The organism is Lysinibacillus sp. GW821-FHT14F06 (assembly GCF_058803665.1).
In genome coordinates, this window is record NZ_JBXAPF010000004.1 from 59,543 (window position 1) to 72,146 (window position 12,604).

General features: G+C 34.4%; 14 protein-coding genes. 9 read left to right on the forward strand and 5 right to left on the reverse strand.

Features of this window, described 5'->3' with window-relative positions; genetic code table 11:
* Nucleotides 1-19: 19 nt before the first annotated feature.
* From AC1RNS_RS05250 to AC1RNS_RS05265, 4 genes are all read left to right on the forward strand, one after another.
* Entirely contained in the window at nt 20-682 is a 663-nt protein-coding gene (locus AC1RNS_RS05250; RefSeq protein ID WP_492991287.1) for a Crp/Fnr family transcriptional regulator, read from the forward strand.
* A gap of 60 nt (nt 683-742) precedes the next feature.
* Nucleotides 743-1,612, forward strand: a complete 870-nt coding sequence (locus tag AC1RNS_RS05255; RefSeq protein WP_492991288.1) for a MerR family transcriptional regulator — start codon at nt 743-745, stop codon at nt 1,610-1,612.
* A 368-nt stretch (nt 1,613-1,980) separates the two neighbouring features.
* Nucleotides 1,981-2,496, forward strand: coding sequence for a DUF6773 family protein (locus AC1RNS_RS05260; RefSeq protein ID WP_492991289.1), 516 nt, complete (start codon nt 1,981-1,983; stop codon nt 2,494-2,496).
* Nucleotides 2,497-2,501: 5 nt separating this feature from the next.
* Nucleotides 2,502-2,696: a helix-turn-helix transcriptional regulator gene (locus AC1RNS_RS05265; RefSeq protein WP_492991290.1), complete on the forward strand. Its 195-nt coding sequence runs from the start codon at nt 2,502-2,504 to the stop codon at nt 2,694-2,696.
* A 124-nt stretch (nt 2,697-2,820) separates the two neighbouring features.
* On the opposite strand, the gene AC1RNS_RS05270 is transcribed toward AC1RNS_RS05265, so the two are convergent.
* Nucleotides 2,821-4,197, reverse strand: a complete 1,377-nt coding sequence (locus AC1RNS_RS05270; RefSeq protein ID WP_492991291.1) for an MATE family efflux transporter — start codon at nt 4,195-4,197, stop codon at nt 2,821-2,823.
* 25 nt (nt 4,198-4,222) lie between these two features.
* Entirely contained in the window at nt 4,223-4,702 is a 480-nt protein-coding gene (locus AC1RNS_RS05275) for a DUF6530 family protein (RefSeq protein ID WP_492991292.1), read from the reverse strand.
* A 357-nt stretch (nt 4,703-5,059) separates the two neighbouring features.
* On the opposite strand from AC1RNS_RS05275, the gene AC1RNS_RS05280 reads away from it, so the two are divergent.
* A complete protein-coding gene (locus AC1RNS_RS05280) occupies nt 5,060-5,476 on the forward strand; it encodes a contact-dependent growth inhibition system immunity protein (RefSeq protein WP_492991293.1) in 417 nt (138 codons plus the stop codon).
* 64 nt (nt 5,477-5,540) lie between these two features.
* On the opposite strand, the gene AC1RNS_RS05285 is transcribed toward AC1RNS_RS05280, so the two are convergent.
* Nucleotides 5,541-6,956: a HAMP domain-containing sensor histidine kinase gene (locus AC1RNS_RS05285; protein WP_492991294.1), complete on the reverse strand. Its 1,416-nt coding sequence runs from the start codon at nt 6,954-6,956 to the stop codon at nt 5,541-5,543.
* Nucleotides 6,953-7,633 (reverse strand): response regulator transcription factor, encoded by a 681-nt coding sequence (locus AC1RNS_RS05290; protein WP_492991295.1) that lies wholly within the window; start codon nt 7,631-7,633, stop codon nt 6,953-6,955. Before AC1RNS_RS05290 ends, AC1RNS_RS05285 begins: the two co-directional genes overlap by 4 nt.
* Before the next feature lie 153 nt (nt 7,634-7,786).
* On the opposite strand from AC1RNS_RS05290, the gene AC1RNS_RS05295 reads away from it, so the two are divergent.
* On the forward strand, nt 7,787-10,183 hold the full coding sequence (locus tag AC1RNS_RS05295) for an S-layer homology domain-containing protein (RefSeq protein ID WP_492991296.1): 2,397 nt from the start codon (nt 7,787-7,789) through the stop codon (nt 10,181-10,183).
* Nucleotides 10,184-10,402: 219 nt separating this feature from the next.
* Here the strand turns inward: AC1RNS_RS05295 and AC1RNS_RS05300 are convergent, their stop codons facing one another.
* Nucleotides 10,403-10,957 (reverse strand): HPP family protein, encoded by a 555-nt coding sequence (locus tag AC1RNS_RS05300; protein ID WP_492991297.1) that lies wholly within the window; start codon nt 10,955-10,957, stop codon nt 10,403-10,405.
* 256 nt (nt 10,958-11,213) lie between these two features.
* Here AC1RNS_RS05300 and AC1RNS_RS05305 point away from each other — a divergent pair, with 256 nt between their 5' ends.
* The 3 genes from AC1RNS_RS05305 (at nt 11,214) to AC1RNS_RS05315 (ending at nt 12,529) form a co-directional block, all read left to right on the forward strand.
* Nucleotides 11,214-11,753 (forward strand): TlpA disulfide reductase family protein, encoded by a 540-nt coding sequence (locus AC1RNS_RS05305; RefSeq protein WP_492991298.1) that lies wholly within the window; start codon nt 11,214-11,216, stop codon nt 11,751-11,753.
* A gap of 214 nt (nt 11,754-11,967) precedes the next feature.
* Nucleotides 11,968-12,282, forward strand: a complete 315-nt coding sequence (locus AC1RNS_RS05310) for a hypothetical protein (protein ID WP_492991299.1) — start codon at nt 11,968-11,970, stop codon at nt 12,280-12,282.
* A 37-nt stretch (nt 12,283-12,319) separates the two neighbouring features.
* Nucleotides 12,320-12,529, forward strand: coding sequence for a hypothetical protein (locus tag AC1RNS_RS05315; RefSeq protein WP_492991300.1), 210 nt, complete (start codon nt 12,320-12,322; stop codon nt 12,527-12,529).
* Nucleotides 12,530-12,604: the final 75 nt, after the last annotated feature.

Here is a 12,604-nt window from a genome sequence, read left to right on the forward strand (position 1 = left end):
ATGTCCCGGAGGTAACACAATGCATTTCGAAACCTTTACTCAAATTTATGGTTATACCTTTCAAGGGGAGTTAAAAAAGAATATAGAAATTCGTAGGTATGAATCAAATGACTATATTTTAAAAGTGGGAGAAGCAATCACTGGTCTCTATTTTTTATTACAGGGGAAATATTATGTTTCTAGCCCTGAAATCACGGGGAAAGAATTATTATTAAGATACTGTCAGAAGCCTGCCATTATGGGGGATGTTGAAATCTTTCAAAACTGCTCGGTGCAGTCAAATTGTATAGCTGCAGAAACATGCCATTTACTATTTGTTCCATATGCTCTCTATGAACAACATTTAAAACATGACAGTGGATTTACACAAATGCTTTTACAAGAGCTGGCATATAAACTTCGCACATGCACAATTTCCTCAAGAGTGAACGCTCTTTCTTCAGTCTCCATACGTTTAGCTGCGTATTTATGTACAATTGAATCGACTTCACTTTTTAAGGAATATATTATGACAAATTCATTGGATGAGGTGGCTTCGCTGATAGGTACAACAAAAAGGCATATAAATCGGGTATTAAAGCAGTGGGCAGATGAAGGAATTCTTCAACGAAAAGATGAAATGATTCAAATTATCAACTGGAGTAAAATTGAGGAGATTTCAGAAAATGTTCGATTTGAATAAGTCGCAGAATATTGACCATTCCCTTAGAGGTTAGCTTATTATTTTGTTGAGGTGATAAATATGTACATTAATGAGGTCAGTAAAAAATGTTCACTGACAAAGAAAGCTATTGATTATTATGAAAAGCAAGGGCTTGTTCATCCTAAAATTGAAAAAAACGGCTATAGAAATTATAGTAATGAAGATATATCTCTATTAAATGAAATAGCTGTTCTTAGAAAATTGGGATTAGGTGTACAAGAAATAAAAAAGATAATTGTGAGTAGCAATAAGTCGTCAGCATTGTCTAAATACAAATATTTGGTGGATATAAGGATGCAAAAAATTATCGAACAAAAGAATTGCTTTGATCGTTTAATTGAAAATTATAATATTAATGAAATGAAGGACTATGTTTCCAGATACCTTGACTATTCTTTTACAATCAAAGAAAAATTAGTGCAATCTTTTCCAAGTGTATATGGTATGTATCTGTCCATTCATTTCGGACAATTCCTAAACGAGAAAATTGATAGTACAGAGAAGAAAGAAGCTTATGCAGAAATTGTCCACTTTTTGGATCATCTCAATATTCCAAACGAATTGGAAGAGTATTTAGAAAGTGCTATTCCTTTGATCGAACCAGATGATATAAAAAAGATGTCCACTTCTATGCAAAATACAATGGATGAATCGTTTTTTAAAACTCAACAACATAGTATAGAATCATACATTAAATTCCGTAATTCTGAAAAATTTAAAGCAACACCTGTATACAAAATGCAGCAATTGCTAGTAGAATTTCAGCAAAGCAATGGATACCATGAAATTTTTATTAAAAACTTAAAAATCTTAAGCAATTCCTATCGAGAGTATTGTAATAGGCTTCAAGAAGCAAATAAAATGTTTATTGAGAAGTTTCCACAAGCAGAAGAGTTTTATCAAAAATAAGAAAAACATTTTTTATTTATTTGAGACTTAAGTATTACAAATTTTAAGTTTCAAAGTAATTCATTAAAACTATCTACTGGAGAAGAGGGATACTCCTGATGTTTAGATGAAGGAATTATGATATAACAACGTTAATTGTAGAAATGCAGATACGTATTGAAATAAGCTTATATAAGCAGAATAAGTGTAAGAAAACAGACGACGTTTATTAGTTTCATGAAAATTTGCTACAGGAATATCAAGGCAGAAGATGACTGAAATAATGACAAACATAAATGTTAATTATAATAACCTTAAAGCAATATATATATTGCATAATGACAGGTATTATGTATAATGGAATTATTAGATAGAGGAGGGAAATGAATATGATTTGGAACACGAAACATTTGGATGAACGTGTGAAAAACCTGCAAAACCAGATATATAAAGAGATCTATGTGATTGTTATCATAGCCTGCATACTATCCATCCTATATAAATTTACGACAATGGAAATGTCCTTACAAAATGTAACAACAGAGTGGCTCATTATTTTAATCACATCTATTTATTATTTTATAAGATCTGCTTTTCTTGGCATTTTTACTGATGAAGTAGAGCTGCATGATAGTAAGAATAAAATTAAATTAAGTACTAAATATATAATTCTTGGTGTTGTTATAGGCATGTTTTTTGCCATTATTTTAGGTATTAATAGTGCATTTAACTATGCAGATAGCACTCAAGAAGCTATCTATTTTTTCTTTCTTGTATTCTTTATTTCATTGTTCATGTATGCACTATTTTTTGCAGGTTTTTTAATGTTGATGTATGTGGCTGCTAAAAAGAAAAGTGATAAAGTCGTGGAGCATATTTTAGAAGAGAAAGATAGCAAATGGTGAAAAGTGTGAAAAACATACGTTTGAAAATGGCTCGAATAGAACATGATCTTTCACAGGGAGAGTTGGCTGAAAAAGTAGGGGCCACTCGACAAACAATTGGTTTAATTGAATTAGGCAAATATAATCCAACTTTAAATTTATGTTTGGCCATATGTAAAACATTAAATAAAACACTAGATGAATTGTTCTGGGAGGAGTAAACCTTGTCATGTTTGGTGTGAAAATTAATAACAAATATTCTTAATTCATAAAATCAAACCAGGAACTCATATTGGAGCCCTGGTTTTTTTATTTTCCTTGATAAAGCAAAAGATAAATCTTTGTTTAATCACTTAGCATTGCTTTTAAAGTTCGTTTTTGCCACCCTAGCTTGAAGTATGCATACTGTAACACAAAATGCACGCAGAAGGTTACAGGGTAGGCTACCCAAACACCATTTAGCTCGAATGAAGTGTGGTGTGATAAAATAAACGCTAATGGCACCTCAACTGCCCAAATAGCTATAACTAAGAATATAGTTGGCCATAAAACTACTCCTGTAGCCCTCATCGTAGCTGAAACTGTTTGTGTATGTCCAAAAATTAAATAGCTCCAGAATGTGATATATAAATAATCCTTAGCAATTAGCACTGTACTATGTGAATCTATAAATAAAGATAGGATAGGCTCCGCAAATAAATACATAATTAAAATAATCGCGCCGCCTAAAATATAGTTAATACGCACACCTAAAAGTCGGATTTTTTTGATCATTTCTGTAGAGTTTGCTCCAAGAGCCTGTGCAACAAATACAGAGGTTGCAATCGCTATACTCATCGCTGGTACTTGTGCATAGCTCGCTACCTGATTAACCACACCATAGGCAGCAGTAGCATCTGAGCCATAGACATTAACGAAGCCAATAACAGCAATTTCCGCTACAGAAATTGCCACCATGCTAATACTTGATGGAATCGCTAATTTTAATAAGGAAGTTAAAATATCTTTCTTTAATTTGAAATGCTTTAAAATCGATTTGTCTAAACGCAACAAATGCTTTGTTTTGTGCAGGTATCCTAGTAATAATAGCATTGTTACAAGATTGGATAAAACAGAAGCATAGGCAGCACCGTTTAAACCAAACTCAGGCAGTCCGAACCAACCAAATACTAATGGTGGAAGAAAGGCGATATTTAAAATTACACTGATTACTAAAAATAAAAAGGGTGTTTTTGAATCGCCAACCCCGCGCATAAAGGTTGTATACACAAAATACCAAAACATAATTGGAAGTGTGAAAAATAATATTTGTGCATAGCTAATACTCGGCTCTAAAATATTGGCAGGTGTTTGCATAAAGCGTAAAATCCACTCAATGAAAAAGCCTCCGAAAATGGCAACAGCAATTGATAATATTGTCGTAAAGGCAAGGGTTACCCCAACAACCTCCTTCATTTTCTCATGATTGCCAGCTCCGTAAGTTTGCCCAACTAAAATCGAGCTACCTGAGCCAATGCCAATCGCAAATGCCATTAAAAAGAAGAAAAATGGAAAAAATGCAGAAATTGCTGCAAGTGCATCGACGCCTAAATTGCGTCCAACTATAAACATCGCAAATACCTGTCCTAATGATTGCAAGACATTCGCTAACATAACAGGAATTAAAAAGTTAAAAAAGGATTTTTGAAGTTTTTTATCATCTTGTAGTAGTTGCTCATTCATTATGTTATCTCCTTAAGTCATGACATTAATAGCCCATATCCTTTAAAATACGTGATAATGTGCGCAAACGTTCTCCAATAAGCTCACCATCATCACTCAATGCTTGTTGAAAGAGCTGAATATCCTCATTAATTTGTTCGTTCTCTGTGCAAACTTCCACTGTCATGGCATCGCCCTGTAAGCCAACACGTTTTAGTACCGGGTTGTTTTCATCATATAAATTTTCATAGCGGTATGCATCCTTAAAATAAAGTTGGGCTTCGCACACTAAAATAGCGAGATCAAGTACACGATGAAGTGGAAGTTCCTCCGATTGACGAGACCATTTGCCACCTGTATGACGCCACACCTTGGCAGAAATATCAACCTTCCCTCGGTCATTCCATTGAGCTAAGCCAAGTGAAAGGCCCTGTGCATCAGTATGATAGGCAGTACGTCCATCAATATTGGCATAGTTTTCTGCAACAATTACAGGTTTATGTTTTAAATGTGTAGGTATTTTCATTTATTAAAACTCCTTTTTTATATTTAGTAATTTAGTAAATTACTGCGTTAGTAAATATAGCATTGGATAAATTATAAGTCAATCATTTATAGGTCTAATTTCATCTAAAATCAGTTTGAAGTAAAGATATGGAGAGAAGTTTTTGGATTTCTTGGAGCGGTTCCAGTAAATAGGGGAGGTATCACAGTATTATGACCTGCATCACGCAGACCTAAGCACAAAGGCGATTCAAGATGCAATTATGCCGAGGCATAATTGATCCTTATTATCCAAGAAGTTGCTCTGAGTTAATGATAGGATAAGTATAAGCAAAGTATTTATATGCTTGAAGACTATATTGCAGACTTGGAGGAAAAAATGACAATTAACAAGTCAATTGGTGTAATCTATAATTTACCTGCTCCCTGTTTAAATGCTGAGTATAGCTTGGAGCTTTGGTACATTGAACTTTATAACAAACAACCTAAAGATATTACTATTTTAGATGTAATTAGAATGTTACAGCAGCATCTGCTGGTAGAGCTAGCCATTAAGAAGGCTATAAATTATTTACAGGAGGATCCTTTAGCTGGAAGTCTGTTTGATGGTCAATTGATGGAGACTCTATTAACAATGGATAGCAATAAGCTTAAGGATTCTAGGAAAGAAATTAAAAAATTAGTATCTGAAGTATCTTTAAAGCTAAACACATTGGATTGGTTATGTGAGGAGGATGCTGAAAATTTCTCTAATTTATTGATGAGATTTCAAGAAAATGTATCTGAAATTAAGTAAACTTGCAAGCTTTACCCTAGTTTAGTTCATACAAAACCTACACAGCAATCCTGCTCGTCAATGCTTATGGCGAGCAGTTTCTTTTAAAAAGCTGTATTTGAAAAATCGTTTCCACATAGGGAGTACTTGATAATCGTATATTACCTTGATGTAATGCCACAATTTCTTGAACAATCGATAGCCCAATTCCAAGTCCTTCACCATGTCTTCCTTGATTGCTACGATAGAATCGTTCAAAGACTCGTTGCTGTTCTTCTAGTGCAATTCCTTGTCCTTTATCTTTTATGGTAATCCATACTTCATTCTGATGTTCTACAAGTACTACACCAAGATAGCGTCCCTCCTTCCCATAGCGAATGGCATTGTCAATTAAGTTACGTATAGCCCGTTCAATCAATGCAGCATCTATCCACATCACAATATCAGCATCCGCAATATCAATATCTACATCGTAATCTTGGCCATCTATAAATAATAAATAATCGGCTATAATCTTCCGTAAAATTTCAGATAAATTATGTGATGCCAGTTGCAATGTCAATGCATTGGTATTTTGTTTAGTGATATCCAGTAATTGATCGAGCAGGCGGTCCATATAGCGAGAACGTTGCAAAATAATTTTAGCACTGGCTTGTAGTTCTCGTTCACCCTTATATAATCCGTTGCGAATCGTTTCAGCATAGCCTAAAATCATCGTTAATGGTGTGCGTAAATCATGCGAAAGATTAGACAATAATTGCTTTCGTCTATTTTCAAATTGCTCAATTTCAACAACTTGGCTTTGAATCCGTTGTACCATCGAATTGTAATGCTGTGTCAGTTGCCCAATTTCATCTTTTGTCTCATCCTCAAGTACAATACTATTACTTTGAAGATTGACTTGGGCGAGGGCATTATTTAGCTTACTAATGCGTCGATTCATCCAAGAAAAAAACAAAATGGCAAGTAAATAAGGAACTATAAAAGCTGCAAGTAAAGGAAGAAGAAGTGTCATAAGTACCTTTGTAGTGCGTATAAAGAAATAAATTTGCCCCTGTTTCATTGCCTCGCTAGGTAGGCTCATTAATAGATAGTATCTTTGCTGGTCTAGGGTGATGCTATAAATCAAACTGATATTTTCATCTTCTGCCCAAAAATTACTTGGCATATTTATAAAACGATCTGCTAATTTCGAGAAATTATAATCCTCTAAATCGCCAGAAGTATCATAAATTTTTGTGCCATCTGCTTGAATCCATGCAAAGTGAATCGCTGTATGTTCCGTATGAAGGGAGTCCAAAATCGGTTTTATTTCCTGCTCCCTTCCTGTCCCTTTTTGGCGAATTGATGCGATAATATCGTCAGCTAGTGTATTTAATTTGTTTAAATCGTAGCCTTTATCCCAAATACTTCCTACTGCTAAACTTAATGTAATAAAAATAATGATGCTGCCAAAGATACTGATAATCATAAGAAGCCAAAGTTTTGTTAGATTTTTCAAAATCCATCACCCGAAAATTGATAGCCAACACCACGAATGCTACGGATCGAATGTTGACCAGTCATCTGTTCAAGTATTTTACGAAGGCGACTAATAAAAACGCTTAAATTATTATCATCATAATGTTCATGCTGCCAAATATGTTGATAGATTTCTCTTTTCGTTAGCACACGGTCAACATTTCGCATGAATAATTGCAGTAGTTGACATTCTACTGTCGTCAACCTTTGTTTTTGTCCATCATAATGTAGCATCGACTTGTCCATTTCAAGCACTAACTTGTTTAAACGTATACGTTCGGAGTGATGTTTGATGGAATGTCGTCTTAATTGGGCCTGTACGCGTGCAACAAGTTCAATCGGACTAAACGGTTTTGTCACATAATCGTCTGCGCCTAATCCAAGTACCGTAATTTTATCTTCAACTTCTCTTCTAGCACTTAACACAATAACAAGCGGCTGTAAATATTTTTCTTTTAAATAGTGTAGTACCTCAAATCCATCACCATTGGCCATCATTAAATCAAGGATAATCATGTCAAATGGCTTTTGCTGCAATTGTCCAATGGCGTCTTGACCTGATTCAGCTTCTATCACTTTTAGCTGTGCATTTTCTAAATGTAGTCGGATTAATTGGCGAATACTGCTCTCATCATCAACAATTAGAATTTGATTCATCGTTGATCATTCCCCTCTCAAATCGTATTAAAACTACTTACTATTATAGAAGAAAAAAATCGAGTCTAATAGGAACTTTATAATCCATTAAGATTTCATTAAGAAAACCCTTTTTATAGATTGATAGAATTAAAGGAAAGGAGGAATAATGGCATGAAGAATAAGTTATTTATGGCAGGTATGGTGACTACGATTGCTGCAATGGGGGTAGTGTCAGTAGTTGAGGCAGATTCCTTAAAGTTTTCAGATGTGAAGGAAGGGCATAGTCATTACGGGGCGATTATGGAGCTTTCACAGCGTGGGATTATTCACGGTTATCCTGATGGAACATTTAAGCCAAATGAGGTAGTCACACAAAGCCAAGCAGCAAAAATGGTGGCAGGGGTAATTGGTTTAAAGGGTAGTGAACAGGAAATAATAGCTACTTTAAAGCAAAAGGGAATTTTGGAGAAGTCGTTCAAGATGAATACACCTGTGACACGCTATCAAATGGCAACGATGATTACGAAGGCTTTACAGTTACCTACTTCTGATACAATCACAAACACCTTTACTGATGTAGCGACAGAAAATCAACAAGCAGTAGAAACATTATTTGCAAACCATATTACAACTGGTACAACAGCAACTACATTTAGTGGAGAAAAATTTGTGACGAGGGGGCAGTTGGCATCATTTATTATTCGCGCAGAGCAACGGAATATGGTTGAAATTATGGAGGCGAAATTAACAATTGAAGCCATTCAACAAGGGAAATTATCAGCAGCAGGACGAGAATGGACAGTTGCGAAGAACGTACAAACATTGCTAAATGAGCAAAATGCGCCAGCCTTAACTGGGGGACGTATACAGGTAGTGATCATCGATGGTCAAATTGTTGATATTTTGGCTATTGCATTAAATACATCAGGTGCTAAGGGAAAGAATGTCGTATTTGATGGTGCGAACAGTACGTTTGCAGGAAATTTATTCGTTAATGCAGATTTTGTGGAGCTAAAAAATATAACTGTTACCCAAAATATCGTCGTTACTCCAAAAGCAGCTACAAATTTGGTAATGAGCAAGCTAAGGGCTGAAAATTTCACCATTATATATGAGCAACAGTCAACGGTGACGGCTTCCTTATCAAAGGTTAAACTTGCTAATACGATAGATACTGTGTTCGAAGTATCCACTGCAGGTTCTTCTGCATTGAACATGTATGTATTGCCATATAATCCACAAGATGATGTAGCAGGAAAACTAGCACAACTATCAGGCTTAGGTGTATTGGATGGAACTAGCGGTAATCCTTTTGTACCTACAGCTTTAATAACAAGACAGGATTTCGCATTATTTGTAAGGGCGATAGATGAAAGCGAAACGACATTTTTTGGAACGACAACAGCTTTTTCAGATGTCCTCATAGGTGGTTGGACAGATAGCTTTATTAAGGTAGCAAAAGAGAAGGGCGTTATGCTAGGTGATGATTTACCAAGTAGTCAAATAACGAAAGAGCAATTAACTAAAATTGCAGTTACTTTAGCTCCACGTCAAGATGAAAGTTTTTCGGGTTTTAAGAAAAATCAAAAATCGAAACTAATTTCTTTTACAGGCGATTTTACGGTAGATCAATTTGTGTTTGTTGACCCAAGAGAACATGGCATATTATCACGTTCAAATGTACGTTTAAATGGAAATATCAATGATATCGTGAATCGACTGATCGCACCAACCAGAGAGGTAGTAGAGTATGGTAACAGCAGTTCGCAAGCACCTACATATATAGAAGAACTGCATACAAGTATTCGTCTAGCAAAAGAGAAATTGCAATGGATTGAGCAACTTAAACAAAATGGAGTGCTTCTACTTTCAGCAGATGGTAAGGATGTTCCAGATATTCCAAAAGAAAAGCAATGGATGCCCGAAATGATTGTAGTAGCGCTACAGGCACAAGTGATGGAAGCGGAGAAGCTAGTCAATAGCCAATTACTGTTACAACAACAAGTTGAACCAATGATTGCTAAACTTAATGGTTTAACAGGAAACATCAAACCGCTAAATGGCTTGAAGGGAATCGTAGAAGCACAACAAAAATTAGCAAATCAACAAATTGTTATAGCGCATGAAGGGCAAGTATTCACTAAAATAGCTGAAATTCTGGAAGGAACGCAAGTAGAATTACAGCAAGAACAAGTTCAAATTGAAGGCAATCAAGTAAAGGTCACATTACATGATGCCATTGAATGTATAAACCCAAGCACAATGACAATGGTTCAGTTTATTCCAGCAATCACAGCCCAGCTAACAATTGTCCGAAATATTACGATTACAGACATGCAATGGACGAATGAGGGTCTACTACTGACAACTACTGCAGATAGTGCCCAGCTAACTATGGGTACAGAGCTAACATTTATATTACAAAGTGGGCAAGCTCTTAGTGGTACTGTAGCGACAGCTGATGATGGAAGTGGCATCATTATTCGTTTTGAAAATATCCCTCCAAACGTTGTTATTACAGCAATTGAAGCAGAGGGCTATCGCTTTACTATTTTACCTACGACATAAGCAAAGTGAATATTGAATAACCTATAAATTTTTTATCTAACTTTAGGAATATTAATTTGTTTCTAACACAAAATCCCACAGAAAAGCTGATCGATTTGCTTATCTGTGGGATTTTGTGTTGATAGATAAATGAATAGGGAACCAATATATTTTTTTAATGAATGTTAAACACAAAATTTTATGATTCTTTCTTTTAATGACAGCATGACAAACTGTTTTTCACCAAAATAATGGATATTTTCTAGTTTTAATTAAATTGTTGAATATTAATCCTATAAAGACGATTATCAGTGTTCCAATCAACACTGGCATAAACAAATAGCTCCAGCTATAGCCCCCTAACATAATAATTACTGGATTTGATGCTGCTGGTGGATGTATGAATCCTGTAATTGCCATTAAAAATATCCCTAAACCAACGCCAAGACTTATCGCATACGGATTTGAGCCAAATAATGAAAAAAAAGACAAGCCTGTTAAAGCCGTAAGAAGATGGCCCAATATAACATTTCTTGGCTGTGAAAATGGAGCATACCATACTCCAAAAACTAGGACTATACTTGCACCAAAAGATGCCATAAGCCAAGGTACGTTCATAAAGTTAGTTAATGATAGTAAGATGAAAATACATAACATACCGCCAACACAACTAATGAAAGAATCTATAAAAGTAAATTTTGAGGAAGTATAATTGCCTCCTCTCATTTTAGAGATATAAGTCCATAAATGGAGGCTTTTACATGCCTTTTTAAACAAACTAAAATATCTTCCCATCTTGTTCACCCTCGTAAAATTTTATCTTGATTCAGCCCGCAGAAAATGTCACCGATTTTGAAGAGGTGCTTTTCGAGCTAGCTCGAAAAAATTCGCAATTAGCGTAAGTGATTTCGTTTTAATTTTACAGATGATGAAAGGAGAAGTATATATAAATTAATGATGTATAATCTAACCTTTTATACCTAAATGAGGTAATATGGAGTGGAAGTATTGTAAAATTGGCGTATAATCAAATTAATGAAGGAGAAGTACAATGAAACGGAAAAAACTTATAGGTTTAGTAATATCACTAGTAGTAGTAGTTTTCTTAATTGGCGCTGCCTTAAAAGATGAAATTTTCAAAGAAGAACTAAATCCCTCAATGGTCGAATTAGCAAATGGCTCAAAACAAATTGCATATGATACAAAACTAATGAATTTTGATAAAACGACAACAACATTTAAAAAATACAAAGGTAAAGTTTTAATTGTTAATTTTTGGGCATCTTGGTGTGGTCCCTGTCAAGATGAAGTACCAGATTTAAAAGCGTTTTATAGCCAAAAATCAGATCATGTGGAGCTATTAGCCATTAATGCAACTGCTTATGATAGTTATAAGAATGCATTAAAATTTATAGAGAATTACAAACTGAATTTTCCTATCTTTCTTGATGGAGATGGCGCACTTCAAAAATCATTTGAAGTCATAAATTACCCAACTACTTTTATCTTTGATGCAGAAGGCGTTTTAAAATATACAATCAAAGGTCAAATCAATCAACAGAAATTGAATAACCTTATTTCAGAAATTTAACTTACAGATCAGATGGTTAGAAACATACATATAGTTTAAACAGACATAAAAATTCTAGGTATTACATAGATGTGGAGCCTGGAATTTTTGCGTTTGTATAGTAATAATTTATGGAAGAAATTATAAAAATGAAACTTTATTTATATATGCTCGTAGAATAAGGAAGCTCATTCAAAAAGGGGGAGTTTATATAAAAGGTAAAAGCGTAATTATTATGATGATAACACTTATAGTAGAGGTAATCATTACATATTATATTGCCTCGTTTTTCTCTGTTCGATTAATTGAGGTTATGTTTTTTACAGGTATCTTATTTGCTGGTGGCATTTACTACTTTTCAAGCAGTGGGGGAGCCATGTCTAGGTTTTTTAACGCTCAGGTAAGCGGGCATACGGGTTTTATTCAGCAAAGTGAGCGGTTTACTGTGAAAGTAGGTCCAATGTTCTGGGCTTCATTTATATTCCTTTTAGTGGGTTTATTCCTTTTTATCTTACTAATTACTGGGGTTATACCACCTCAAGAAATGTAAAAAACTACTTCACAATAAAAGAAACATGGAGGATGAAATGATTAACAAGAAAAATTTAAATGGAGTCATTTGGCTTTTGCTGATTCTTTTATTAGGAATGTCCTTTTTGATAAATGTAACTCATTATTTTAATACAAAAGAAATAGATTTGGCTAGCTCACGATGCTATGAAAAGGGGGGCAGCGTCATATTGAAAATTTATAATAATTTAACAAGTGAATATTATTTTACTTGTAAAGAAAAATAGACAATAACGGAAATCATGTGAATAACTTTATGATGGGCTTAAATCTTGTTTAGAATTTGTTTAGAACGATTTGGT

Excerpts from the sequence above, each read along its gene's own strand:
- AC1RNS_RS05260 (WP_492991289.1), top strand. The coding sequence starts at position 1,981 with ATGATTTGGAACACGAAACATTTGGATGAACGTGTGAAAAACCTGCAA.
- AC1RNS_RS05315 (WP_492991300.1), top strand. The coding sequence starts at position 12,320 with ATGATTAACAAGAAAAATTTAAATGGAGTCATTTGGCTTTTGCTGATT.
- AC1RNS_RS05310 (WP_492991299.1), top strand. The coding sequence starts at position 11,968 with ATGATGATAACACTTATAGTAGAGGTAATCATTACATATTATATTGCC.
- AC1RNS_RS05270 (WP_492991291.1), bottom strand. The coding sequence starts at position 4,197 with ATGAATGAGCAACTACTACAAGATGATAAAAAACTTCAAAAATCCTTT.
- AC1RNS_RS05280 (WP_492991293.1), top strand. The coding sequence starts at position 5,060 with ATGACAATTAACAAGTCAATTGGTGTAATCTATAATTTACCTGCTCCC.
- AC1RNS_RS05300 (WP_492991297.1), bottom strand. The coding sequence starts at position 10,957 with ATGGGAAGATATTTTAGTTTGTTTAAAAAGGCATGTAAAAGCCTCCAT.
- AC1RNS_RS05255 (WP_492991288.1), top strand. The coding sequence starts at position 743 with ATGTACATTAATGAGGTCAGTAAAAAATGTTCACTGACAAAGAAAGCT.
- AC1RNS_RS05250 (WP_492991287.1), top strand. The coding sequence starts at position 20 with ATGCATTTCGAAACCTTTACTCAAATTTATGGTTATACCTTTCAAGGG.
- AC1RNS_RS05290 (WP_492991295.1), bottom strand. The coding sequence starts at position 7,633 with ATGAATCAAATTCTAATTGTTGATGATGAGAGCAGTATTCGCCAATTA.
- AC1RNS_RS05275 (WP_492991292.1), bottom strand. The coding sequence starts at position 4,702 with ATGAAAATACCTACACATTTAAAACATAAACCTGTAATTGTTGCAGAA.
- AC1RNS_RS05295 (WP_492991296.1), top strand. The coding sequence starts at position 7,787 with ATGAAGAATAAGTTATTTATGGCAGGTATGGTGACTACGATTGCTGCA.
- AC1RNS_RS05305 (WP_492991298.1), top strand. The coding sequence starts at position 11,214 with ATGAAACGGAAAAAACTTATAGGTTTAGTAATATCACTAGTAGTAGTA.